The 24,495-nt window shown below is 61.2% G+C and carries 22 protein-coding genes; 8 read left to right on the forward strand and 14 right to left on the reverse strand.

The window, feature by feature from the left end; all coding sequences use genetic code 11:
• Positions 1 to 67: 67 nt before the first annotated feature.
• The 8 genes from MEB48_RS22165 to gspG all read right to left on the reverse strand — a co-directional run bounded on the left by MEB48_RS22165 (position 68) and on the right by gspG (position 10,018).
• Positions 68 to 1,246 carry a substrate-binding domain-containing protein gene (locus tag MEB48_RS22165; RefSeq protein WP_237886031.1) on the reverse strand — a complete coding sequence of 393 codons (1,179 nt, stop codon included), beginning with the start codon at positions 1,244 to 1,246 and terminating at the stop codon, positions 68 to 70.
• A 443-nt stretch (positions 1,247 to 1,689) separates the two neighbouring features.
• A complete protein-coding gene (gene gspF / locus MEB48_RS22170) occupies positions 1,690 to 2,901 on the reverse strand; it encodes a type II secretion system inner membrane protein GspF (RefSeq protein WP_237886032.1) in 1,212 nt (403 codons plus the stop codon).
• Positions 2,901 to 4,319 (reverse strand): type II secretion system ATPase GspE, encoded by a 1,419-nt coding sequence (gene gspE, locus MEB48_RS22175; RefSeq protein ID WP_237886033.1) that lies wholly within the window; start codon positions 4,317 to 4,319, stop codon positions 2,901 to 2,903. Before gspE ends, gspF begins: the two co-directional genes overlap by 1 nt.
• A gap of 142 nt (positions 4,320 to 4,461) precedes the next feature.
• On the reverse strand, positions 4,462 to 6,846 hold the full coding sequence (gene gspD, locus MEB48_RS22180) for a type II secretion system secretin GspD (protein ID WP_237886034.1): 2,385 nt from the start codon (positions 6,844 to 6,846) through the stop codon (positions 4,462 to 4,464).
• Positions 6,843 to 7,400, reverse strand: a complete 558-nt coding sequence (gspM, locus tag MEB48_RS22185) for a type II secretion system protein GspM (protein ID WP_237886035.1) — start codon at positions 7,398 to 7,400, stop codon at positions 6,843 to 6,845. Before gspM ends, gspD begins: the two co-directional genes overlap by 4 nt.
• Positions 7,393 to 8,568: a type II secretion system protein GspL gene (gene gspL, locus MEB48_RS22190; protein ID WP_237886036.1), complete on the reverse strand. Its 1,176-nt coding sequence runs from the start codon at positions 8,566 to 8,568 to the stop codon at positions 7,393 to 7,395. Before gspL ends, gspM begins: the two co-directional genes overlap by 8 nt.
• Entirely contained in the window at positions 8,565 to 9,551 is a 987-nt protein-coding gene (gene gspK, locus MEB48_RS22195; RefSeq protein WP_237886037.1) for a type II secretion system minor pseudopilin GspK, read from the reverse strand. The genes gspL and gspK overlap by 4 nt, the downstream gene beginning before the upstream one ends.
• A gap of 8 nt (positions 9,552 to 9,559) precedes the next feature.
• Positions 9,560 to 10,018 (reverse strand): type II secretion system major pseudopilin GspG, encoded by a 459-nt coding sequence (gene gspG / locus MEB48_RS22200; RefSeq protein WP_237886038.1) that lies wholly within the window; start codon positions 10,016 to 10,018, stop codon positions 9,560 to 9,562.
• 147 nt (positions 10,019 to 10,165) lie between these two features.
• Between gspG and gspI the strand changes: the two genes are divergently transcribed.
• On the forward strand, positions 10,166 to 10,549 hold the full coding sequence (gene gspI, locus MEB48_RS22205) for a type II secretion system minor pseudopilin GspI (RefSeq protein ID WP_237886087.1): 384 nt from the start codon (positions 10,166 to 10,168) through the stop codon (positions 10,547 to 10,549).
• Positions 10,550 to 10,701: 152 nt separating this feature from the next.
• Here gspI and MEB48_RS22210 read toward each other — a convergent pair whose 3' ends face one another.
• On the reverse strand, positions 10,702 to 11,133 hold the full coding sequence (locus tag MEB48_RS22210; RefSeq protein WP_237886039.1) for a type II secretion system protein N: 432 nt from the start codon (positions 11,131 to 11,133) through the stop codon (positions 10,702 to 10,704).
• Between the two features lie 120 nt (positions 11,134 to 11,253).
• Here MEB48_RS22210 and gspH point away from each other — a divergent pair, with 120 nt between their 5' ends.
• Both gspH and MEB48_RS22220 read left to right on the forward strand, forming a co-directional pair.
• Positions 11,254 to 11,706 carry a type II secretion system minor pseudopilin GspH gene (gene gspH, locus MEB48_RS22215; protein ID WP_237886040.1) on the forward strand — a complete coding sequence of 151 codons (453 nt, stop codon included), beginning with the start codon at positions 11,254 to 11,256 and terminating at the stop codon, positions 11,704 to 11,706.
• A complete protein-coding gene (locus tag MEB48_RS22220) occupies positions 11,703 to 12,311 on the forward strand; it encodes a prepilin-type N-terminal cleavage/methylation domain-containing protein (protein WP_237886041.1) in 609 nt (202 codons plus the stop codon). Before gspH ends, MEB48_RS22220 begins: the two co-directional genes overlap by 4 nt.
• A gap of 137 nt (positions 12,312 to 12,448) precedes the next feature.
• On the opposite strand, the gene MEB48_RS22225 is transcribed toward MEB48_RS22220, so the two are convergent.
• From MEB48_RS22225 to MEB48_RS22235, 3 genes are read right to left on the reverse strand one after another with little or no spacing between them, the layout of a single operon-like run.
• The gene (locus MEB48_RS22225; RefSeq protein WP_330932719.1) at positions 12,449 to 13,378 is read right to left on the reverse strand and encodes a FecR family protein; all 930 of its coding nucleotides are present in this window, start codon (positions 13,376 to 13,378) and stop codon (positions 12,449 to 12,451) included.
• A gap of 37 nt (positions 13,379 to 13,415) precedes the next feature.
• Positions 13,416 to 13,961, reverse strand: coding sequence for an RNA polymerase sigma factor (locus tag MEB48_RS22230; protein ID WP_095053779.1), 546 nt, complete (start codon positions 13,959 to 13,961; stop codon positions 13,416 to 13,418).
• On the reverse strand, positions 13,958 to 14,641 hold the full coding sequence (locus tag MEB48_RS22235) for an STN domain-containing protein (protein ID WP_330932720.1): 684 nt from the start codon (positions 14,639 to 14,641) through the stop codon (positions 13,958 to 13,960). The genes MEB48_RS22230 and MEB48_RS22235 overlap by 4 nt, the downstream gene beginning before the upstream one ends.
• Before the next feature lie 191 nt (positions 14,642 to 14,832).
• On the opposite strand from MEB48_RS22235, the gene MEB48_RS22240 reads away from it, so the two are divergent.
• Entirely contained in the window at positions 14,833 to 15,180 is a 348-nt protein-coding gene (locus MEB48_RS22240; protein WP_237886043.1) for a hypothetical protein, read from the forward strand.
• Here MEB48_RS22240 and MEB48_RS22245 read toward each other — a convergent pair whose 3' ends face one another.
• Positions 15,181 to 15,621 (reverse strand): carboxymuconolactone decarboxylase family protein, encoded by a 441-nt coding sequence (locus MEB48_RS22245; RefSeq protein WP_237886044.1) that lies wholly within the window; start codon positions 15,619 to 15,621, stop codon positions 15,181 to 15,183. It abuts the gene before it with no gap.
• Positions 15,622 to 15,825: 204 nt separating this feature from the next.
• Here MEB48_RS22245 and pdxR point away from each other — a divergent pair, with 204 nt between their 5' ends.
• From pdxR to MEB48_RS22260, 3 genes are all read left to right on the forward strand, one after another.
• On the forward strand, positions 15,826 to 17,259 hold the full coding sequence (gene pdxR / locus MEB48_RS22250) for a MocR-like pyridoxine biosynthesis transcription factor PdxR (protein ID WP_237886045.1): 1,434 nt from the start codon (positions 15,826 to 15,828) through the stop codon (positions 17,257 to 17,259).
• Between the two features lie 123 nt (positions 17,260 to 17,382).
• Positions 17,383 to 17,676, forward strand: a complete 294-nt coding sequence (locus MEB48_RS22255; protein ID WP_237886046.1) for a putative quinol monooxygenase — start codon at positions 17,383 to 17,385, stop codon at positions 17,674 to 17,676.
• A 224-nt stretch (positions 17,677 to 17,900) separates the two neighbouring features.
• Entirely contained in the window at positions 17,901 to 18,320 is a 420-nt protein-coding gene (locus tag MEB48_RS22260; RefSeq protein ID WP_237886047.1) for a cupin domain-containing protein, read from the forward strand.
• Between the two features lie 196 nt (positions 18,321 to 18,516).
• Here the strand turns inward: MEB48_RS22260 and MEB48_RS22265 are convergent, their stop codons facing one another.
• Positions 18,517 to 23,424, reverse strand: a complete 4,908-nt coding sequence (locus tag MEB48_RS22265) for an NAD-glutamate dehydrogenase (RefSeq protein WP_237886048.1) — start codon at positions 23,422 to 23,424, stop codon at positions 18,517 to 18,519.
• Positions 23,425 to 23,926: 502 nt separating this feature from the next.
• Between MEB48_RS22265 and MEB48_RS22270 the strand changes: the two genes are divergently transcribed.
• A complete protein-coding gene (locus tag MEB48_RS22270; RefSeq protein ID WP_237886049.1) occupies positions 23,927 to 24,283 on the forward strand; it encodes a hypothetical protein in 357 nt (118 codons plus the stop codon).
• Positions 24,284 to 24,495 lie beyond the last annotated feature (212 nt).

A 24,495-nucleotide genomic window follows, 5' to 3' on the forward strand; every position in this document is an offset into this window, starting at 1 on the left:
CTACAGGCCGCTGCCGATCGTTATTACCTTCGCCGGTACTCGCGCGAAGTGATTTCAAACGCTTGCCTTACGGACGACCTTTACCGTTGCAGACGCTGACGTTAGCGATGGCGGTGCCTTCGCCGTAGCCGTCATCCAGGAAGACTTTCTTGATTTCGCCGGCCAGGTTGGTCGGCGTCGCGGCGGTGCCTGGCACTACAGCGAAGGCGTGTGCGCTGATGGTGGAGTTTTTGGTGCCGGTGTAGAGGCTGGTCAGGAAATTGCGAACAGCCGTTGCGTCGGCGGCCGTGGTGTAGCACTGGCCGACCAGGAAGTTAGTGTAACCCACGATTGGGTACTGATTGGCACCGGTCGGTACAGCGGTGCCGCCGGTGCCGAAGGTCGGAACCCATTTCAGCGGATTTGCCCGATCAGCCGGTGTCGCTGGCACAGGGGCAGTACCCAGAGCGGAAGTGGTGTTGGGCAGGGTTGGCAGCGGTGCAGTGCCCGCAGCCACGGTGTTTTTGCTGACACGAGCCACTACGGTGTTGCTGATAGGCGCAGGGATGAAGTCAGGGCTGACGTAACCGATGGCGCCATTGACCGCGTTGACAGCCGTCAGAACGTCACCGCTACCCGCCACTGCTTGCCAGGTGCCAGGTTCGGTGCCGATGTTGGCGGTGGTGAAGGTGCTGCTGACGGAGAACTTGGTCGGGCAGGAATCGTTGAGGAAGCGTGCGAACAGCTCAGTGGTGCCGCTGCTGCCGGAACGATAGATGATCTTGATCGGCGTGGCGTCAGTAGTACCGAGCAATTGACCCCAGGTGGTCTTGGTGCCGGAGAACGCATCGCACAACTGCGCAGCGGTCAGCTGCAGGTTGGTGGTGCCCGATTTTTTATACGGGATGGTGACTGACGTACCGACCGATGGGATCTGGATCAGTTTGCCGTAGGTTGCACCAAAGGCTGTGTTGTAGTTGGTGAGTTCGGTAGAACTGAGCACCGAATCGCTACCGGCGAAATCCACCGGAGTACCGGCAGGTTGACCGATCGAAGCTGGAGCGTTGGTCAGGAACGCAGTCTTGCCAGCACCGCTACCGACACCGGTGTAGCTGAAGTCAGTTGGCAGCAAGCGTGGCAGTGGCGAAGCACCGTTGTAGAGTCTTTCCGGCAGCGTTGCACCGCCACCCACAACAGCAGCCATGGACTGGGCCGAGGCCAGTGCGGCAACAGCCAACGAGGCTGCGATCATAGTGCGCTTAAACATGAAGAAGCTCCTTTCGTCGTGTTCGTACGTTGAGTGATTTTCTCGTGCATGACGCCATGGCGCTCGCTCCAGTGCCTTGATCCGGACGGCTTGTTGGCTGAGGCCATGGGGTAGAAATTCGCAGTTTCCGGTGACAGAGAAAGGAAAAAACCTCGGGAGGTGCAGGCCGTTTTTGCGGCGAATTCTCGGGTGTTTGGAGGTGTTGGCGGGGGCGTCTGGCTCGGGGGTTTGGCAGGATGGGTCCAGGGTGGGCTGGATGGCTTGATTTGTGGTTGTACATGACAGAACGACGAACCCGAGGATGGCGGGATTGGGGCTCGGGTGAGGCTTGGATCAGTGGAAAATAATTCCAGTAATTGTTGTCAGGGAGTCAGTCTTCGCGAGCAAGCCCGCTCCCACATTTGATCTTCGGTGTGACTGGGAGCGGCGATCTGACGATGCTTTCACTGCACCAACTGATTGATCTCAATGATCGGCAACAGCACCGCCATGACGATCACCAGCACCACCCCGCCCATGACCACGATCATCAATGGCTCCAGCAACGCGGTCATGCCCATGGCCCGGCGTTCGATGTCGCGGGACAGGGTTTGCGCGGCGCGCTCGAGCATCGGCGGCAAAGAGCCGGTTTTTTCGCCGCTGGCGATCAGGTGGATCAGCACCGGCGGGAAGACCTTCTCGACCCGCAACGCCGCGGCCAGGTTAACGCCCTCGCGAACCTTGGCCGTGGCGTCGCTGACGCTCAGGCTCAAGCGGTCGTTGGACAAGGTCTGACGCGCCGCTTCCAGCGCACGCAACAACGGCACTCCGGCGCCACCGAGAATCGCCAGGGTCGAGGCAAAACGTGCGGTGTTGAGCCCCAGTACGAATCGCCCGAACAAAGGCAAACGCAGGATTCGACTGTGCCAGCTCAAGCGCGCCGCCGGGTTGCGCAAGTACAGGCGCCAGCCCCAGAAACTGCCCGCCATCACACTGAAACACAACCAGCCCCAACCGCGAATGAAGTCACTGGCGTTGAGCATTGCCAAGGTCAGCCCCGGCAGGTCCTGCCGCGCTTGGGAAAACGCGCTGACCACCTGCGGCACCACGTAACTGAGCAGGAAAATCACGATGGCGATCGACACCAGCCCCACCACACCCGGATAGATAAACGCGGTGAGAATCTTGCCCCGCAGGTTGTTGCGCTCTTCGATGTAATCGGCCAGCCGCTCCATGACCTGGGCCAGATCACCGGACTCTTCGCCTGCCGCAATCAGCGCCCGATAGATCTCCGGGAAATCCCTTGGCCGCGCCGCCAACGCTTCGGCCAGGCGCATGCCGCCACGAACATCGGCTCGCACCGCGCTCAAGGTCTGGGCGATGTGCTTGCGTTCGGCTTGTTCCACCGTCGCGCTCAACGCGGCCTCCAATGGCAGGCTTGCACCCAGCAGGCTCGCCAGTTGCCGAGTGGCCCAGGCCAGGTCGTTGTCCGAGAGCTTGGCGCTGAACAATCCGCTGCCACCGCCCGCCGTCGTGTTGCTCTCGACCTGCACCAACAACGCCGTCAGGCCACGGCTGCGCAATACGCCGAACGCCGCGCTCTGGCTGTCGGCTTCCAGATGGCCGGCCTCGATCTTGCCGTTGGCGTCGGCAGCTTCAAAACGGTAGCGGTTCATCAGGCGTCCCGTGTCACACGAAGTATTTCTTCCGGTGCGGTGGCACCGCTGCGAACCCAGCGCTCGCCGTCTTCTCGCATGCTGAACATCCCTGCCTCGCGGGCGGCGGCTCTCAAGGCCTGCTCGCCAGCGCCCTGATGGATCAGCGTGCGAATGTCATCGTCGATGCAAAACAATTCGTGAATGCCGGTACGACCGCTGTAGCCGGTATGGTTGCACGCGGCACAACCGAGCGGGCGCCAGGTGCCGGGGGCGGCCGGGTCTTCCTGCTTACAGCGCTGACACAGCCGTCGCACCAGGCGTTGCGCAAGCACTCCGAGCATCGATGACGCCAGCAGAAACGGTTCGACACCCATGTCGATCAACCGGTTGACCGCCGACACCGCGTCGTTGGTGTGCAGGGTCGCCAACACCAAATGTCCGGTGAGTGAGGCCTGCACAGCGATTTGTGCGGTTTCGAGGTCGCGGATTTCGCCGATCATGATGATGTCCGGGTCTTGCCGCAAAATCGCCCGCAGCGCCAGGGCGAAGGTCATGTCGATTTTGGCGTTGACCTGAATCTGGCTGATGCCCGGCAGGTCGTATTCCACCGGATCTTCAACGGTGAGGATGTTGCTGGTGCTGGCGTCCAGCCGTGCCAGCGCGGCGTAGAGGCTGGTGGTTTTGCCGCTGCCGGTGGGGCCGGTGACCAGCACGATGCCGTGGGGTTGGCGGATCAAGTTGTCGAGTTTGGCCAGCACCTGCGGGTCCATGCCCAGGGTTTCCAGTTGCAGGCGCCCGGCCTGTTTGTCCAGCAAGCGCATCACCACCCGTTCGCCATGGCCGGTGGGCACGGTGGAGACGCGAATATCGATCGGTCGCCCGGCCACGCGCAAGGCAATACGGCCATCCTGGGGCAGGCGTTTTTCAGCGATGTCGAGTTGCGCCATGATCTTGATCCGCGACACCAAAGCGCCGTGCAGTGCCTTGCGCGGCGACACCACATCCCGCAGCGTGCCGTCGACCCGATAGCGCACCACCGAATGGCTTTCGTAGGGTTCGATGTGAATGTCGCTGGCCTCGTCCCGCGCCGCTTGCGTGAGCAAGGCGTTGATCATGCGGATCACCGGCGCGCCGTCCTGGGTGTCCAGCAGATCGGTGATTTCCGGGATGTCCTGCATCAGGCGATCGAGGTCCACCTCGTTTTCCGCCGCACCGACCACCGCCGCCGCGCTGCCAGTGTCGGCGTAAGCGCTGGCGAGCAAGCCGTCGAGCTCTTCGTCGCGCACCCGCTCCAGCCGCGCGGGGCCGAACTGGCGCCGCACTTCACTGATCGACCAGCCCGGCGTCGACGGGCACACCGTCAACACCGCGCCCTCCTCGCCGGTGCGCAGCAGGATCCGTTGGGCCTTGGCCCAGGCGTAGGGTAAAGCACTCATGGCACCCCCCTGATCTGCAACACACCGAAGATCCCCTGTGGGAGCGGGCTTGCTCGCGAAGGCGTTAGCACATTCGGCATTATGGTGACTGACATACCGCTTTCGCGAGCAAGCCCGCTCCCACAGGGGGATGGTGTGCTGGTCACTGGCGCGTACTCCCTTCAATCGGCACTGCGCGAATGGTCGCTCGTGGCTGCGCATTCGATACCGGCACACCCTGAGCCGCCGTCGGCAATTGCGGTGCCTGCATGTCCGGCATCGCCCAGCTGTGTTCCGGTTGCATTCCGCCCTGGGCGCGGCGCATGAAGTCGTAGCGGTTGAGGGTAATCGCGCGCCCGGCACCGCTGTCGCGAATGATGTACGGGCGCAGGAACACCATCAGGTTGGTTTTGGTGATCGCCCGGCGCTCATTGCGAAACAGCGCGCCGATCCCGGGAATGGTTGACAGCCACGGCACCGCGTCGTTGCTTTGGCTGTAGCCATCCTGCAACAAACCACCGAGCACCATGATCTGCCCGTCATCAAGCAGGATGCTGGTGTCGATCGCACGTTTGTTGGTAACGATCCCGGCGGCGGTCGCGCTGTTGGACGCACGCTCGTCGACACTGCTGACTTCCTGGTAGATGTCGAGCTTGACCGTGCCGCCTTCGGAAATCTGTGGCCGTACATTGAGCTTCAAACCGACCTCTTCACGGGTCACAGTCTGGAACGGGTTGTTGCTGGTGCCGCCACCGCCGGTGACGTAGCTGCCGCTGACAAAAGGAATGGTCTGGCCAACAAAAATACTCGCCGCTTCGTTGTCGAGGGTCAGCAGGTTAGGTGTCGACAGCACGTTGGTGCCGCCCTTGCTCTTCAAGGCACGGGCGAGGACTTTCAGGTCGAGGATCTTGCCGATGCCGGGGATGTCCACCGTTCCATTGACGTAGCCGAGGTTGAGGCCCTGAGGTAATACGTCGATGCTGGTATTGGCGTTGGTATTGATTCCCGAGCCGCCGAGGTTGGCGCCGCCGATCACGCCGTTGCCGCCCAGATTGCCGGTCTGCCATTGCACGCCGAATTCAGTCGCATCGTCCTCGCCGACTTCGACGATCAGGCTTTCGATCACCACTTGCGCGCGGCGCTGATCGAGCATGTCGATCACTTCACGCAGGTTGCGGTACACCGGCTCCGGCGCGGAAATCAGCAAGGTGTTGGTGGTGCCGTCGGCCTGAATGGTCACTCCGCCCGCACTGAAGGCGACGTTCTGTTCACTCTGCTGACCGCTGCTTGTCTGGCCGCTTGAGCCGCTGGTGCCCTGCCCGTAGCCGTTGCCGCCCGTGCTGCTGCCCGACGTAGAGGTTTGCGTGCCGCTGCTGCTCTGGCTGCCGCTCTGCCCGTTCTGGCCACCGCCGGTGTTGCTGCCCATCGCGCTGAGTACCGAACGCGCGCCGTCGCTGCTGCCACTGTCGCTTTCCCCGGTCAGCAAACCGCGCAGGGCCTGGGCCAGTTTGCCGGCCTGGGCGTTGCGCAAGTACACCACGTGCAGGTTGCTCGGGTTGCTCTGGGCGTTGTCGAGTTTGTAGATCAGGTTGCGTGCCAGCTCGGTGCGCTCCGGGCTGCCGGCACGGATGATGATCGAGTTGGAACGCGGGTCGCCGATCACCGAAATCTTCTGCGTCGGGTCGTTGCCCGGCGCCTCCAGCAAGTCCGAGACCATGCCGGCAATGTCCACGGCGATACCGTTCTGCACCTGCACCACGTCGGTGTCGATGGCGCTGGGGCTGTCGATGCCCTGAATGATCTGCGCCACCCGCGACAGGTTCTCGGCGTAATCGGTGACGACGATGGTGTTGTTGCCGGGGTAGGCGTTGATCGGGTTGTTCGGCGACACGATCGGGCGCAGCACCGGGATCAGGTTCACCGCGTTTTCGTATTGCAGGCGAAAAGTGCGGGTCAGCATGCCGTTGCCGGCCGGTTTGTCGGCACTGTAAATCGGCCCGCCGAGCAACTTGGCGTCGGCCTCCGGCACCACTTGGGAAACCCCGCCGACATCGACCACGCTGAAACCCTGCATGCGCAGCGTCGCCAGCAGCATGTCGTAGGCTTGATGCGCCGGCACCTGCCCTTCAGAGACCAGCGTCAGGTTGCCTTTGACCCGTGGATCGACCAGAAACTGGCGACCGGTGGACCGCGACAATGCCCGCACCACCGCCGGGATATCGACGTCGACAAAGTTCAGCGTCACCGGTTGGTTGCCCAACGGATTGCTCGCTGGCGCGCTACCAGCGGGCACTGTATTGCTTCGACCAGGGCTGCTGATTTTATGTTGCGCTCCCGGCGACTGCTTCAACTGCGCCTGGTTTTTTTGACGATCCGCCAACGCATCGCCGGTACGGTTGGTATCGGCCAACGGGCGTCCCAACTCGCTGTCCACCAGCAACGGCGGCTGTTGCGTCATGGTGGTGTTGCTGCACGCGCTCAGGGCTAGCAATAAAAACGGCGCGGCCATGCGGCACTGACGCGCATACAGAGAACCTGACCACTTCATGAAGCTTCCTTAGCGCCGAGCGCCTGATCCATGCGAATGGTTCCGGACAGAGTGCCTGCCGTGTCATTGGGTTGAGGTTCGCCGGCGCGCTGCAAGCGAACCTCGACCACCTCAAGGGAAAATTGCCGGGGATTGACCAGCAGCCAGCCGACCACGGCGTCTGCCGGGGCCTCGTCGAACGTCAAGCGCCAGGCTTGGGGGGTTGCGGTGTCCGGCGACTGTAATTGGTAATGCCCGGCCAGGCCGCTGGCTTCGAGACTCTGGCGCAGGGATTGTTCGAGGCTCTGCGCGGTAGGCGGCCGCGCCACCTCACGCAGCAAGACTTCCAATGCTTCCGCTTGGGAGCGCAGCTTCGGCGTTTCGGCCTGCCAGTAATCGATCTTTTTCAGCGGCGGTTGAATCAGCAACAGCCAGGTCAACAAGCCAGCCAGCACCAACGCCGTGCCCGCGACCATGCGTTTCTCGCGCAGGGCCAGGCCTTGCCAGATCACTTGGGCACGGGCTTTAAAGTGCTGCCAGCGTGCACGGTAAATCCCCAGGGAATAGTTACTCATCGTCGGCTCCGCTGGCGTTGTCAGCATCGCTGGACGCGGCCTCGGCGGCCGGGCGCAAGGCCCAGCCATCTTCGGTGGCGTTGATTGCAACGCCGGCCTGGGTCAGCGCGGTTTGCCATTGCTTGTCACTGCCGGTTTTGCGCGCATCGCTCAGCAAACTCAGCTGCAACTCGCCCTGTTCAAACACCAGCTGTTGCACGCTGCCGGCGATGAAGGGCATGCCGCTGCCGGCCTGCAGCACCAGGCTGGCGAAACGCTGGGTCGGGTCGGTCGCGGCGCCGCTCTGGCGGGCGGCCAATTGCTGACGGGTCTGTTGCAGCGGATTGAGGATCACCGGCAACTCAGGGAAGGCCTGCTTCACCCGCTGGTTCATGTGCGTCTTGAGTCGCTGGCCCTGCGTCGCTTCACGGGCAGCGTACAGATTCAGCCCCAAGGTCCAGACCGCCACGGCTATCGTGCAAAAGGCCGCCGCCCGCCCCCAGCCTGGTTGGCCGGCACTGCGTTGTTGAATTCCGCCGTGCAAGCCCCATCCGGGCAAGGCACCGGTCCAGCGTCGTTCGGCGGGTAAGTGTGTGATCGTCGCCTCCGGCAGCGCTTCGCCGATCCATTGCACGCTGGCGCCGTTCTCCAGCAACAGATCACTCAACGCCTCCTCCACCGCCGGGTGTACGACCGCGTGCTGAAGGCTGTGACGCACCAACAGATGCCCGTCCCGAACGCAGGCTACCGGGCCATCCGCGACAGGCAAGCAATACGCACCCGAGTACAAACCGCGTAGGGTCAATCGCGCCATCCGCAATAACTGACCGAACTGGCTCAGCCATTCCCGGGACAACCATGCGATGTGCACGCGCCCCTGCTCGTCTCGTGGGCTATGGGCGATGTGCATCTGCTCGCTGGCCCCGAGGATCAGCGCCTGCGCCGCGCACTGCACCGCTGCTGTGGTTTTGCTGGCCGGCAAAATCGGCAAATCGATGCTCGCCAACAAGCTGTCCTGAGGGTGCAAAAAAAATGCAATCGCCGGGGTTTTCCCGCTCTGACCCAATTGCAGCAAGGTACTCTGGCCCTCGCGAGTCACCTGCCCTTGATGGTCCAGCCAGGCGAATTCCAGCGAGCTGTCGAGGGTCAGATCAGCCAATGGCGGCAAGGCGATGCGCAACTGATTCATACGCCCACCCGTGACCAGATCACCTCGGGCAAACGGTCTTCACTGCGGTGCAGCAAGGCATCGAGGCTGACCCGACGCTGATCGCTGCGAGCCTTGCCACGCAAGCGGAACCAGTCGCTGGTGATCCCGATTTTGATGGTCGCCAGCTCAAGGTTTGGCATGCGCAGGCGGTTGACGAAATCCCCGCGATTGATGAACCACTGGCCACCATCACGCTCGGCGAGCAGCGCCTGGGCGCGCTCGATTGACAGCCCCGGCACGTAGGCGGCCAGCACCGGTGCGCTGGCGGTGTTGCCGTTGAGCCAGGTATTGGCCGGAAGAATGGTCAGATAAGGCGTGATCTTCGCCAGCAGCGCGTCATTCACGCCCTCGACACTGCGCAAATCGTCGAGGCTGCGCAGCATCGGGCGCGAGGGCAATTGAGGCTTGCGCACGGCATTCGGCGAGGTATCGCGGCCGCTGTCAAAGCCGCTCTTCGGCGGTGCTTTGTCCGCCAACTCAGGGTTCAACAGACGTGGATAGGAGGCGATCACCCGCTGGCTGATGCGTTGGCTCAGGGTCCCATTGACCCCGATCAACTGGCACAGGCGCTGGAAGTTCACCAGTTGTTCCTCGTCGATTCGTTCATTGGCGACCAGGTTGCGCAGGTTGAACTTGCCCTGCTCGTCTTCCAGCCGGCCTTCGAACGGCAAGTCACGGCCGTCATTACGCGCCATCACCAAGGGCTGCGCCCACGGCTGATCGAGACGGGTCAACGGGTCACGCCGGCGCGCATCCCACAGCAGATGTCGGCTGATCTCGATGCCGCCGTGCAGCACCCAGGCGCCCTGCACTCGCAACTGCTCAGCCTCAAGGCTTCGGGTAAACACCGTTTGCCGGGTGAGCATGCCGCCGGCAATCACCGCCACCACCGCGGCGATCAGCAAGGCACTGATAATCGCCATGCCGCGTTGCTTCGCCACTGCCAGCGAATAGGCTTTCATGACCGCGCTTATAACTGCCAGGAGCCGATATCGGCATTCACGCCCTCGCCGTCAGGCTGGCCGTCGGCACCGAGAGAGACGATATCGACTTCGCCATTCGCGCCCGGATTCAGATAGTTGTAGGGACGGCCCCACGGGTCATTCGGCAGGCGTTCCAGATACGAACGCCAGTTACTGTTTTTGGCATCCGCCGGGCGTTCGACCAGCACTTTCAAGCCCTGGGTCATGTTCGGATAGGTGCCGTGGTCCAGGCGATACAGCTTCAAGGCTTGCATCAAGCCGCCAATGTCCTGTTTGGCGGCCGTGGCCCGCGCCTGGTCCGGACGGTCCAGTACCTTGGGCACCACCATCGCCGCCAGAATCCCGAGAATCACCACCACCACCATGATCTCGATCAGGGTAAAACCTTGCTGCCCCCGAGGCAGGCGGGGCTGCTGATTCGGCAACTTGAAGCGCGCGATATCCATCTCGACATTCCCTGGCTTGATTCGATTCGACGCGCAGTGTTGCAAGAAGATATGTCAGTGATGTTGAAAATCCTCGGGAGCTTTGGTCGTCAAGCCGTCAAGCCCGGACGCTACCGTCAAGCGCTGTCCCGACTGCCCGAGCGCCTGATGCGACGCCCTCCCCGAGAAGCCGGTTTTACCTTGATTGAAGTGCTGGTGGCGCTGGCAATCATTGCCGTCGCGATGTCCGCCGCAGTGCGGGTGGCCGGGTTGATGACCCAGAGCAATGGCTTGTTGCGCGACAAATCCATCGCACTCCTGGCGGCCCAAAGTCATCTGGCCGAGCTGCGCCTCGAGGGCCGTTTGCCGCTGGGGGCGAAAGCGATCGAATGCGATCAGGGGCGGTTGCTGTTGCGCTGCGAGCAGGCGATTGGCAATGCGCAGAATGGCCGCTTGGTGCGGATCGATTTGCAAGTGTTCGACCGTAGTCGCGAGGCGCCGCCGCTGGCTAGACTCGATACCTTGCTCAGTCGGCCGATGATGCAAAAGTGAGGGCGCCAAGGTTGATGCCAGTCAGTGACGGTGCGGAACCTGTGGGAGCGGGCTTGCTCGCGAAGACGGCGGCACAGTCAACATTGATGTCGCCGGACACACCGCTTTCGCGAGCAAGCCCGCTCCCACATGGATTGCGCTAGGCATCAGGGCTAGGGTTGAGTCAATACGGGCAACGAAGGTGAATCTGGCAGTTTGTCGAGCACCAGCCGGGTTTTTTCCGTACCCCGTTCGATCACCACGGCGTCGCCGTCGATGGCCACGACTTTCACCCCTTGGCTCACGCGCTCACCCACCAGAAAGCTGCGTGGCGGACCATCGTTGAGGCTGAGGATGGCCACGGCGCCACGGCTGCCCGCCAGCACACCGCCGACCTTGATATCGACCGGCGCCGGTTGGTTGGAAAACCATTGCAGGGCCGGGTTACTGGAGCGCTCGGCCATCAATTGCGGCGCCGCCTCCGGGGTTCGGGATTCAGCGGAAGTGAGTAGCAGCGATGACCAAGTTATGACACCGGCCAGGGTCGCCAGCAAGGCAACAGCCTGCACGCACTGTGCCGGGGAAAACCGATCGGTGAACGACATGGGCTGAATCTCCTTTTAGTCCCTGCCCTGAGCCTACCGCTTAATTCTCACGTTTTTATTTCACACACCCATCATCTTTGCCGTGCAGGATAAAAACCGACGCAAAGGAGCGTGCAGTCGATGAATGGCTTCAAACAACAGGGCTTTACCTTGATCGAGTTAATGGTGGTGTTGGTGATCATCGGCATCGCCAGCGCGGCGATCAGCCTGAGCATCAAACCGGACCCGCTGCATCTGCTGCGCAAGGACGCCGAACGGGTCGCGCAACTGCTCCAGGTGGCCCAGGCTGAAGCCCGGGCCGATGGGCGGCCGATCACCTGGCTGGCCGACGCCAAGGGCTTTCGCTTCAGTCGCCGCAATGATCAGGACAAAGGCTTCGATCACTTCAACAACGACCCACAACTGCGCCCCCGCCCTTGGCAAACGCCGGGGATGGAGGTGCGCGTGGAGCCCAGGCAAAAAGTCGTGCTGAACGCAGAGTGGATCAACCCGCCCTTGCAGTTGAAGCTGTCGGACGGGCTCAACAGCATCAGCGTGCAACGCAACGCCGCCGGCCAGGTGAGCGTCCAATGAAAGCCCAACAAGGTTTTACCCTGATCGAAGTGATGGTCGCGATCATGCTGATGGCCGTGGTCAGCCTGATCGCCTGGCGCGGTCTGGACAGCGTCACCCGTGCCGACGCTCATTTGCAGGCCAGCACCGGACAGACCGAAGCCCTGTTGCGGGCGCTGAACCAACTGGAGCGCGACGTCGCGATGCGCGCCAGCATCGAGCTGTCCGAGCCGGCCAGGCCCGGGGTAGACGACGAACCGCCCAGCGCCCCGCCTGCGCTGACCGTGCGCAGCGCCGATGGCAAAGGCTTTCGTCTGGACGTAATCCGCGTTGCGCCCAACCAGAATGGCGAGTTGCAGCGTGTGCGCTGGTGGCTCAAGGGCGACACGCTCTATCGGGCTCAGGCGCCGTCGCGCAGTCAGTATCCACTGCCGGCCCCCACCGGTGGAGTGGCCGTGCTCAATGACGTCAGCGAAGCCGCGTTGCGGGTGTGGGAGGTGGACAAGGGCTGGAGGAAGCTGAGCGGTAACCGGCGAGAGAGTCCACTGGGAATCGAGATTAGCCTGACGCGGCAAACGCCTCAGGGGGTTGAAAAATATCGGCAGGTGTTGGGGCCATTGGAGTGAGTCAGAGGGACCACGTTATCGTTCTTCGCGAGCAAGCCCGCTCCCACATTTGATCTCAGGTGTACACAAAATCCATGTGGGAGCGGGCTTGCCCGCGAAGGCGCCAGTCGCAACACCCAAAAACCTCAGGCCAACCCCTAGCTGAGCACCACCACCCCACCCGGCAACTCCGTGCATTTGGCCCCATACGCATCGCGGATCAACAACGCCACGCCCGCCAGTTGATTCAGGCTGAAACGTGCCTGAACCTTGCGCTTGCCCAACTCGCTGTTGAGCAACAGCAACATGCCGGGACGGTAGCGGTTGATTTCGTCGATCACCGTCGACAGCGTGGCGTCGTTGAACACCAGTACCTGCTGGCGCCAGGCAATCACCGCCGAGGTGTCGACCGCTTGCGGCGTGCCAACTCGCTGGGCGTCATAGGTCAGTTGCTGGCCTGATTCCAGGCGAAAGCTGCGACCCTGCACATCGATCTGCAACGCGCCATCCAGACAAGTGACACACACGCTCTGATCGGTATTGCGCAGGTTGAACCGGGCCTGGCTTGCACTCAACCACCCTGCCCCGGCCTGAACCTTGAGCGGCGCCTGCGCACGGGTCAGGACTTCGACTTCGCCGCTGACCAGTTCGAAATTGGCACTGTCACGGCGGTTGATCCGCGTCTGGGTATTGAGCTCCAGGCTCACGCCGTCCGCCAGATCGACCCGCCGCTGCTCGCCGACTTCCGTGACGTAGTCAGCGCCCAGCCCGGAAAAACCACCCGGCACGGTGCCTCGAATCAGCAAAAACGCCGCGGACGCCGCAATGGCTCCGCCAAGAAACGCCCGACGCCCCAGATGCCGCGGCGCTTGCAAACCTTCGGCGGCGGGTTGCAACTGCTGCCACAACAGCTTGCTTTGCTCGAATGCACGGGCGTGTTCGGGGCTTTGTGCGCACCACTGGCGCAAGGCACGAGCATCGGCGACGGTCGCCCGGCCCGAGGTCAAAAGGATCAACCAGTCCTGGGCTTCGCTTTGCAGCCGGTCCTGGGGTGTCGCCTCAGGGAATGACATACGGAAGATGTTCAAGCGCGGGGATACTCACGGATTAATCTGGACTCTTCTATCAAGACGGTTTTCCCGCGCCGGGACCGAACCGCTGAATGACTTTTCTTTCCAGGCGCGCGGCGCAATGGCCCAGGGCAGCTTTGATTTCCTTCTCGACCATCCGTGTCGAAATGCCAAAACGCCGGGAGATTTCCAGGTGCGGCGCCTCTTCCAGACGCGCGGCGATAAATATCTTGCGCCGACGCGCTGGCAGTTCGTACAGCGCTTTGAGCAGCGACTGAATTTCCTTCTGACCACCCACCACCCGTGCCGGGTCGAGCGCTTCATCGGACACCTGCAACAGCTCCTCCACCTCACTGCCGGTCAGCAACCGTGCATCCGACTGGCGCCGGTCGGCCGCGATGTTCAAAGCCATGCGATAGAGATAGGCATTGGGTTGCGCGATGTTCGGCGGGGCTTCCATGCGGTCGACCCGCAGATAGGTTTCGTGCAGGACGTCGTTGGCCAGATCCTCCGAACCGAGGCGCCTGCGCAAGCGCACCTTGAAATCGTCATAGGACGTCAGGAACAGCCTGACCATCGAACTTTGCCCGGTGTCTTTCATCCCCCGGAAACTCCTTCCCATTGTATGCATTCCATGCGCTTTCCTGACGATTCCGGTAACAAAAGCAGCGTGACCGGCTGACCAAGAGAGCTGGGCGCCGGGCGTTCTATTCTGAGGTTGCGTAAACTTTCCACCAGCGCCGAGTCGCGCTGAACATCACCTGTGGAACTGACCAGCCGGCTGTACTGCACCACACCGTCACGGCCGATCCACAGTTGCAACAACGCGCGAAAACTGCCCGGCCGGGTCAACGGCGAGCGGCACAAGCGACGTTCGAGCGCCGTTTGAATCGCCGTCGCATAACTGCCGCCCGCAAGCGGCGCATTGTTTGCGACTGTGCCTGACACCGAGGGCACCTCGGCGACCTGCGCCACCTGCAAGGTGAACGCATCCGCTCGGACATACCGCGCCATCAGCCCGCTTCCACTGAGCATCAGCCTCAACGCATCGGTAGCATTCAGGCGTCCTTTCACGGCGACCGAACGACGACCGCGGGTCAACTGGCGATCCACCAGAACAGCCATGCCGGTTGAGCGACTGAACCGTTCAAGCGCGCTGGCCAGTGCCTGGGCCGGGATGTCCAGTTCCAGCGGAGTGCGCGGATCGACCGGACCGGCGGACACTGCCGATGACATCAACCAAAACAGCAACGCCAGGCAAGCCTGGCGAACGTGAGTCATTAAAACCTGGCGCCCGTCCCTGGCTCTGCCTCGCTGCACGGCTGACGTACCCCTGAAAACCGTCATCCTGAGGGCTGTATATGAATCTGATGTGACGGCCGGTGCAAAAAAACCATCACGAGCCATTAAGGCGCTTTGCTCTAGACTCACGCTTCAGTGCGGACCCTTTGTGGCCGGCCAGGAGGCCTTCAATGAAACATCTGTCGAACCTTGCAGCGGGTGTGCTGCTGATGAGCGGGCTGTCGCTGGCTCATGCCGAACAACCGCTGGGTTGCGTCGAAGTGACGGTCGCTGGCTACAAGACGCCGGACTACAACTGCCTCAGCCAGCAGATGGGCAACAACCCCGAGGGGGCTGTCGCTGCGCAGAAAAATCAGCAGGCGATGAACGTGCCGATCAACAAACGGCCACCCCATCAGTTGGGCCTGGCCACACCGGCGGCCACCAGCACACGCATGGGCAATACCTTTGGCACGTCGGTGAAACCGCAGCGGCCGGCACCGGCGACCGGGACTTCGCCGCTGCTTAATGGCAGGTGATCAGTCACTGGGCGTTTGCCGAAAGCTCACCGCCAGACGATTCCAGCTGTTGATGGTGCTGACGGCCATCGTCAGGTCAACCAACTCGCCTTCGCTGAACTGCTCCCGGGCCAGTGCGTAAACGTCATCTGGGACGTGGCTTTCCGAGAGCAGGGTCACCGCTTCGGTCCAGGCCAGGGCCGCCCGCTCCCGAGGGTTAAAGAAGCTGCTGTCACGCCAGACCACGATCGCATACAGCCGGCGATCGGTTTCGCCGAAACGACGCGCGTCCACCGAGTGCATGTCGGTGCAAAAGGCGCAGCCATTGAGCTGCGAGGCGCGGATTTTGATCAGGTTCAGCAAGGCTGGTTCGATGCTCAAATTGCTGGTCAAGGCCTCCATCGCGATCATGGCTTTCATCGCTTTGGGGGATGCGCTGTAGTAATCCAGACGGGGATTCATGGAAGGCCTCGTGGAGCTGATCAGAGACTCCACAGTAGGCGTCGATGCGCGAGTGTTACAGACCCAATTCAGCGAAAAAGCCATGGACCGCCCGGCAGCAGGCCAATCGCAGGTTTTTCGCCCACGCAACTTCTGCGCAGCCGTTCATGCGGGTAATCTGGCGCGACACACAGTCGCCTCAACCGCCCCAGGAGCCCCGCCGGTATGGAACTTCATGTTGTCATCAACGGCCGCAAGGACCTGGCAGGCCAGTTGTACCGGCAACTGCGCGACGCCATTGAGTCCGGTCGCCTGGCAGCCGGGACGCAGCTGCCGCCCAGCCGCTTGCTGGCTGAACAACTGGGGATTTCGCGCAAGACCATTTCCGACACTTATTCGCAACTGACCTACGAGAACTTTCTCACCGGGGTAATCGGCAAAGGCACTTACGTCAATGCCCGGGCGGCAAAAACCGTCCGCAAGCAAAGCCATTCAGAGCTGGCGAGCTTTGAGGTCATCGAACGCTGGCGCAATTTGCCGACATTCTTGCGCCACCCGACGCTGGAAGGCTCGCTGCGTTACGAGTTCATCGGTGGCGCCACCAGCAAGGGCCAGTTTCCACAGGACGACTGGCGTCGCTGCACCTCCCACGCCTTGCGTCAGATTGCCGGTTCCAAGGGTTTCTATAGCCTGCCCGAAGGCCTGCCGGCGCTGCGCAATGCCATCGCACGGCACATCGCGTTTTCGCGCGGGGTCAATTGTCAGGACGAAGATGTGGTGGTGTGCAACGGCGCGCAACAGGCGCTGGACCTGATTTCCCGAGTGCTGACCCAACCGGGCAACCTTGTTGCCATGGAAGACCCCGGCTACCCGCCGGCGCGTCTGTTGTTCGGAAGCCATGGCGCGACGGTGGTCGGTGTGCCGGTGGATGCGCAAGGCATTCAGGTCGAGCACATTCCCGACGGTACCCGGCTGATTTACGTCACCCCGTCCCACCAGTTCCCGCTGGGCATGCCCATGAGCCAGTCCCGCCGGGAAGCCCTGCTCGCAAGGGCCTATGAGCTGGGGGCGATCATCATCGAGGACGATTACGACAGCGAATTCCGCTACGAAGGCCGGCCCACCGACTCGCTGCAAAGCCTGGATGAGCGCGGCATCGTTGCCTACGTCGGCACGTTCTCGAAGACCCTGTTGCCGGAACTGCGGCTGGGGTACGCGATTTTGCCGCCAGCGATTCTCGAAGCGGTGATCCGCGCCAAGCAGCTCACCGACTTGCACACTTCCACCCTGCCTCAATGGGCGCTGGCCAAGTTCATCGCCGAGGGCTGTCTGCTAAAGCACATCCGACGCTGCCATACGATTTACGCCGGGCGCCGTGAAAAGATTCTGGCGCGCATGGCGGGTGACCTTTCGCCGTGGTTCGAGGCGGTGCCGACCACGGCCGGATTCCACATGGCGGTGCTGTGCAAGGTGCCGGTCGATATTCCATTGGTGATCGAACTGGCAAGAAAAGTTGAAGTGGGGCTCTATGCCCTGGACGGCTTTTTTTACCAGCAAGCGCCGCGGGCCGGGCTTTTCCTGGGGTTTGGGGCGATTGAAACCCTGGACATCGACATCGCCCTGGACCGGGTAAGGGATATTTTGCAGCAGCTCGGCTGAGGGATTGGTCTGCGGCTTTATCTGGCGATTGGCTATTGGCGGTCTGGGGGTGCAGGCCTATCCTGATTGGGCGTTATCCCTCAATGAGCAGGATTCGTCCGGCCTGATTCAGGAGTGTGAGCAATGTCCAACGAAGTGATCACCACCGTAAAGGTGCAGGCCGCCGCCGGCCGCTCGGACGAACTGGGTAAGCAACTGCAAAAGATTGTCGACACCCTGCGCGAACTTCCGGGCTGTGACGCCTATATGGTCGACCGCTGCCCCGAGGACGACACCCGCTGGACGGTCAGCGCCCGCTGGCAATCGGAAGCGGCCATGCAATCGCATTTCAACTGCCCCGAAGTGCAAGGCTTTATCGGCCTGATCGACAGCCGACTGGCCAATGCTGTCGACTTCAACAGCTTTCCAATCGTTTAAAAGCAAGATCAAAAGATCGCAGCCTTCCGCAGCTCCTACATGGAATCGCGTACACCCGTGAAACATCGGCGGACGCAAATTCTGTAGGAGCTGCCGAAGGCTGCGATCTTTTGATCTTAACGTTCTTGATTGGTCCCCTCACCTTCCCGAAAACTGGCCGTTTGATTGCCCGATAGCGCGGCTTACTGTGGTCCCTGACGACTCACCACCTCAGGTAATCAACCATGAATGCGCTTCGTTTTTTTGCCGCCCCTTTCGCCGCCCTGACGCTGAGCGTTTCAGCCCCGGCATTCGCCCACGACACCGCACCCCCTTCAGAAAAAGTCACCGTCCTGCAGGACCAGATGCTGAAAAACGCCCCCGGTAAAAAAGCCTTGATGATCGAAGTCGATTACCAGCCGGGCCAATCGTCCATCGCCCATAAACACGAGGGCACGGCCATGGCCTATGTGCTGACGGGCGAGGTCATTTCTCAAGTCAAAGGTGAAAAAGCGATCACCTACAAGGCCGGCGAGTTCTGGTACGAACCGGCCGGATCGGAACATCTGATCTCGAAAAACGCCAGCGCTACCCAACCCGCCAGATTGTTGGTGTTCATGGTGTTGGCTCCGGATGAGAAAGTGTTGATTCCTTTGGAAAATTGATCACCGAGGTGATGCTGACGGCCTCATCGCGGGCAAGCCCGCTCCCACAGTGTCCGTGTCGTGCTCAAATCCTGAGTCACCCACAATACCTGTGGGAGCGGGCTTGCCCGCGAAGGGGCCCGCCCAGCCGCCGCAAATCCCAGACAAAAAAAAGCCCCATCTCTCTCGAGACAGGGCTTTTTTCATTCAACGCCTATCAGGCAGCCGGTTCCAGCTCGGTGCTGACAGCGGCAGGCGCAGCGGCAGGCACTACCGCTTGCCCACTCAACGCCAGGTCCAGCAGTTCGCGGTTGGCCACCGCGTACATGGCGTAGTCGGTGCCGCTAGCAGCACGGATTTCCACCAGCATGGCGCGCCAGCGTTCGATCATGCCTTCGTGCTGTTCCATCCACAGCGCCAAGCGTGTTTCCACGTCCTGAGTGCCGTCGCCCTGTTGCAGGACGGAGATGGTGATCGCACGTTGTTGCCAGTCGACGTCATCGCGGAACGCTTCACGGGCCAGGGCTTGCCAGTTGTTTTCAACCGGCAGAGCGCTGATCTGTTGCAGGTACCAGGTGATGTCCAGCGCGCTACCCACGGCGAAGTAGGCCTTGGCCACGTCCGCTGCGTCCTGGCCGGTGACATCCGAGGCCTCGATGATCGGCAGCAAGGTGTACAGGTGCGTGGTGCCTGCAACCATGCGCGCCAGCAACTCCGGCACACCGGCTGCGACATAAGCCTGATAACGCGCCTGCCAGGTTTCGCGGATTTCGCCACTGAGCAGGTCGTCGAGCTTGATGCCCAACTCTTTCAGATGCGGACCGAAGTGCGCGACGTCACGAGCAGCGTTCTGCTCATTGCGACGGGCACGCAAGAACCAGCGTGTAGCGCGGCGACCCAGACGCATCAGCTCATCCATCAGCTCCAGTTGCACATCAGCGGAAACCTGGTAGTCCAGGGCTTCGATCTGACGGAACCAATGCGGGAGGTGGAAGATGTCACGCACGATCACGTAAGCACCGGCCACGTTCGCCGGACTCATGCCGGTGGACTCTTTGAGTCGTTGAACGAAGGTGATGCCCATGTGGTTCACCAGATCGTTGGCGATCTGGGTGCTGACGATTTCACGCTTCAGGCGGTGACGGCGCATGGCAGCGGAGAACTTGCTCACCAGCGTCGGCGGGAAAGCGGTTTCCATGTCGCGCGTCAGGTAATCGTCATCCGGTACCAGCGAGTTAAGCAGCGCTTCCTTGAGGTCGATCTTGCTGTAGGAGATCAGCACCGACAGCTCGGCACGGGTCAGGCCATGGCCCGCCGCGACGCGCTCGTTGATCGCCTCTTCAGCCGGCAGGAACTCGATGGCGCGATCCAGCTTGCCGCGGCCTTCCAGATCGTTCATCAGACGCTTGTATTCAGCAATCCGCGGCAAGGCACGGCGTGCCGCCAGGGACAGCGCCTGAGTCTGCTTGTAGTTGTTGCCAAGCACCAGATTGCCGACTTCGTCAGTCATGCTCGCCAGCAACTGGTTACGTTGCTTGTCGGTCATGTCACCGGCGTGTACCACTTCGTTCAGCAAGATCTTGATGTTCACTTCGTGGTCGGAGCAGTCCACACCACCGGCGTTGTCGATGAAGTCGGTGTTGGAACCGCCGCCATTCAGACCAAACTCGACACGACCCAGCTGAGTCATACCGAGGTTACCGCCCTCACCCACGACTTTGCAGCGCAGCTCGTTGCCGTTCACGCGCAGTGCATCGTTGGCCTTATCGCCGACATCGGCGTGGCTTTCGGTGCTGGCTTTCACGTACGTACCGATACCGCCGTTCCACAACAGATCCACCGGTGCCTTGAGCAAGGCATTGAGCAGTTCGGTTGGAGTCAGCTTGTCAGCCTGAATATCGAAGCGCTCTTTCATCTGCGGGGAAATCGCGATGCTTTTTGCGCTGCGCGAGAAGATCCCGCCGCCTTCGGACATGATGCTGGTGTCGTAGTCCGACCAGGCCGAACGTGGCAGATCGAACAGGCGCTGACGCTCGGCGAAGCTGTTGGCAGGCTCCGGATTCGGGTCGATGAAGATGTGCAGGTGGTTGAAGGCAGCGACCAGTTGCAGCTTGTCGGACATCAGCAAGCCGTTACCGAACACGTCACCGGCCATGTCGCCGACGCCCACCACAGTGATGCTGTCTTCCTGAACATTGATGCCGCGTTCGCGGAAGTGGCGTTGTACGCCGACCCACGCGCCCTTGGCTGTGATGCCCATTTTCTTGTGGTCGTAACCGGCCGAGCCGCCGGAAGCGAACGCATCACCCAGCCAGAAGCCGTAGTCGATGGCGATGCCGTTGGCGATGTCGGAGAAGGTCGCAGTGCCCTTGTCCGCCGCCACCACCAGGTACGGGTCATCGTCGTCATGACGCACGACGTTGGCCGGCGGTACCAGCGCGCCGTCTTTCAGGTTGTCGGTGATGTCCAACAGGCCCGAGATGAAGATGCGGTAGCAGGCGATGCCCTCGGCCGCGATCTCGTCACGGCTGCCGCCCAGTGGCAGGCGACGCGGCAGGAAGCCGCCCTTCGCACCCACCGGCACGATGACCGAGTTCTTCACTTGCTGGGCTTTTACCAGACCGAGGACTTCGGTACGGAAGTCTTCTTCACGGTCGGACCAGCGCAAACCACCGCGAGCAACGTTGCCAAAGCGCAGGTGCACGCCTTCGACGCGAGGCGAGTAAACGAAGATTTCGAACTTCGGTACCGGCTTCGGCAGCTCTGGAATCTGGTGCGGGTTGAACTTGAAGCTGAAGTAGGACTTGTTCTGACCGTGGGCGTCGGTCTGGTAGAAGTTGGTCCGCAGGGTCGCTTTGATCAGGTCCAGGTAACGACGCAGGATACGGTCTTCATTGAGCACCTGAACATCGTCCAGTGCCGCCAGAATCGCGTGTTCCAGGCGTTGTTGCTTGTCTTCCAGATCATCACTGGCGAGTTTGCGCGCCAGGTAGAAGCGGGTCTTGAACAACCGGGTCAACTCGCGAGCGATGTCGGTGTGGTTGTTCAGGGTGCTGGCGATGTAACCCAGGTCGAAGCCCAGGCGGATCTGCTTCATGTAACGCGCGTAAGCACGCAGCAGCGCCACATCGCGCCATGGCAAACCGGCGGTCAATACCAGACGGTTGAACGCATCGTTCTCGGCATCGCCACGCACGATGTGGACAAACGCGTCCTGCAAGGTGTCGTTGAGTTGCTGGATGTCGAGTTCCAGGCCTTCGGCAGCGGTGAACGCGAAGTCGTGAATCCAGAATTCGCGGCCGCTGTTGTGACGCAGGCGATACGGGAATTCACCCAACACGCGCAGGCCAAGGTTTTCCAGGATCGGCAACACGTCGGACAACGCCAGCGGCGTATCGGCGTGATACAGCTTGCAGTGCAGCATGCGCTGACCGGAAACCTGAGCCAATGGCTGATAGAAGCTCATGACCAGCGGATTTTTTTCGCTCAGGCTCAGCAGGTGTTGCATGTCGACCACAGCCGAATGGGCGGCGAAACGCTCGCGGTAACCGGCCGGGAAGCCTTTCGGGAAGTCGGCCAGCACGTTGGTGCCCTGGGCTTCGCCGAAGCTCTCGACCACCAGGCTTGCGTAGTCGTCCTGCCAGCTGCGGCAGGCCTGTACCACTTCTTTTTCCAGCAGAACCGGGTCGATGTCCAGACGGTTCTTCGGATCGACCCGCAGAATCAGTTGCACACGGGCCAGCACGGACTCGGAGAAGAAAGTCCAGAACTCGCAATCCGAGGCTTTCAGGCGATCCATCAGCACTTGCTGGATCTTCTGGCGCACTTCGGTGGAATAGATGTCACGCGGCACGTAGGCCAGGCAGTAGCAGAAACGGCCGTACGGGTCTTTGCGCAGGAACACGCGGATCTTGTTGCGTTCCTGGATCTGCACGATCGACATCACGGTGGTGAACAGTTCGTCCACCGGGGTCTGGAACAAGTCGTCGCGCGGCAGCACTTCAAGCACCTGGGCCAATTCCTTGCCCAAGTGAGCCTTGGCCTGGAAGCCCGAACGCTGTTCGATGATCTCGACCTTGCGACGGATGTAAGGAATGACCCGCACGCTTTCGCCGTACACCGAGGAGGTGTACAGGCCCATGAAGCGGCATTCCTTGATGACCTTGCCATCGGCATCGATCTGACGAATCGACACGTAATCCGGGTACGCCGGACGGTGGACACGGCTAGGGTGTGCAGCCTTGGCGAACGACAGCGGCGTCGGTTCGCGCAGGTAGTTGACGGCGTAGTCTTCGATGCGCAGATCATCGACGGTCAGGCCGGCACGCAGCAGTTTGGTCAGGCCGAGGAACGAGTTTTGGTCATAGTCGATGTGACCGCCGTTCTGATCCTCGCCCACCACGAATTCTTCGTAGCCCAGGAAGGTGAAGTGGTTGCCCACCAGCCATTCCAGGAAGCTCTTGATTTCGGACTTTTCGTCGGCGTTGATGATGAACTGACTGTTGTTGATGCCTTCAATCAGTTCCTGGACCTTGGCTTTCATCGGTTCGAAATCGGCGACCGCGACGCGGACTTCACCGAGAACCTGCTCCAGCTCTTTGGTCAGGACATTCAGTTCGGCCGTGTTGGCGCAACGGTCGATTTCCAGGTACATCAGCGATTCTTGCAGAATGCCTTCGCCCTGAGTGCCTTTCGGCAGGATTTCCAACAGCTCGCCCTTGCTGCCGCGACGCACGCTCAGCACAGTGGTTTGCAGGGTATGAATGCTGTAGCCGCGACGGTTCAGCTCGGTGCGCACCGAGTCCACCAGAAACGGCAGATCGTGGTGCAGCACTTCGACCGCGGTGTGGGTCGACTGCCAGCCGTGGCGTTCGTAATCGGGGTTATAGACGCGCACTTGCGGATGCGCGTGATCGAAGCGCTCAAGCAGGCGCCACGCAGAAAGGGTGCAGCCGGCGAGGTCGGACAACCGACGTTGGGTCAGCTCGTCGAGGGAAATGATGCCGAAGAATTGTTCAGCGAACAGCGCCACTTGTGGCAGTGCCTGTTCACTGATGTGCTGCGCCAGTGCCGCTTGCAGTTGGTGCTGGAAGTCGGCTTTGCTGGCTGCGGTGAAGAACGCCATCTGTGGTACTCCGCTTGGGCTTGTTATTGATGGAAGCGTCGCGTGCAAACCCCTTTCGGGGCATTCCGTCACCCTGTTCCTGATTCTCGGGCAGAGGAAACAGGATGACAGGTGGGTGAAGCTGGACGAGACACTCAGGTCACATTCACCTTCCATTGAATGGGCATCTGCAAAAACGACTGCCAAGGCAACAGGCAATGTCTTTACGGGTGCTCATCCGTTGCGCAGCTTAACGAGTGCGGCAAGGGCCGTGCTTGCAGCGCTGCGACATATTCGGTCAAAGGCACGCAGCTCGCGGCATGTGCCTCGAACAACACTAGCAGTCGTGCAGGAAAATGGGCACTTTATGCCCGATTTTACGGCACCCGCGTGCCAAAAATGACCAATGACATAGCGAATGTTCACGACACATCTTCTGACACTCAGCCGAGCAGAAATTCCCGAGGGCTGGCAGAATTATCTTTTGTTACGTTCACCATGCTCGCCGAGCCAGGATTTCCCCATGCAAATGACAACTGACCTCTTGATCGTCAACCCGTGCGACGAAGAAGAAGACAACTTGGCCATGCTCTGCTGCACCAGCGCCGAGGGCGAAATGTTCCTGATGAGCCGCTTTCCGGACGAGGATGAACTGGAGATCATCTTCCACGACAAGCCTTCAGCCCTCAACGGTGTGAAAGTCACCCTCAGCCCTGATCGCCTGTTGATCGAAATCGCCGCCGCGGACGCCGATGTGCTCGATGGCGATGATTCGCTGGAAATTCTGCACAGCACTGATGCGCAGGATCTGGTTGAGGTGGAAGAAACCTTGCAGAACATTCTCAAGGGGACTGGTACCTATATAAGCCAGTTGAACTGATTCCTCTCTTCCTGACACTGATCGTTCCCACGCTCTGCGTGGGAATGCATCACCGGACGCTCTGCGTCCCGCTTTTAACAGCGTGACGCAGAGCGTCACAGGCTGCGTTCCCACGCAGAGCGTGGGAACGATCTGTCGTAAGGCGTGGGGACGAACGTTAATCCACACTTTGCACAAAATGCCGTTAGTCGCCGCACCCCGCGATGGATTAA

It is taken from the genome of Pseudomonas sp. PGPR40, from assembly GCF_022014505.1.
In the GTDB taxonomy this organism is placed as follows: domain Bacteria; phylum Pseudomonadota; class Gammaproteobacteria; order Pseudomonadales; family Pseudomonadaceae; genus Aquipseudomonas.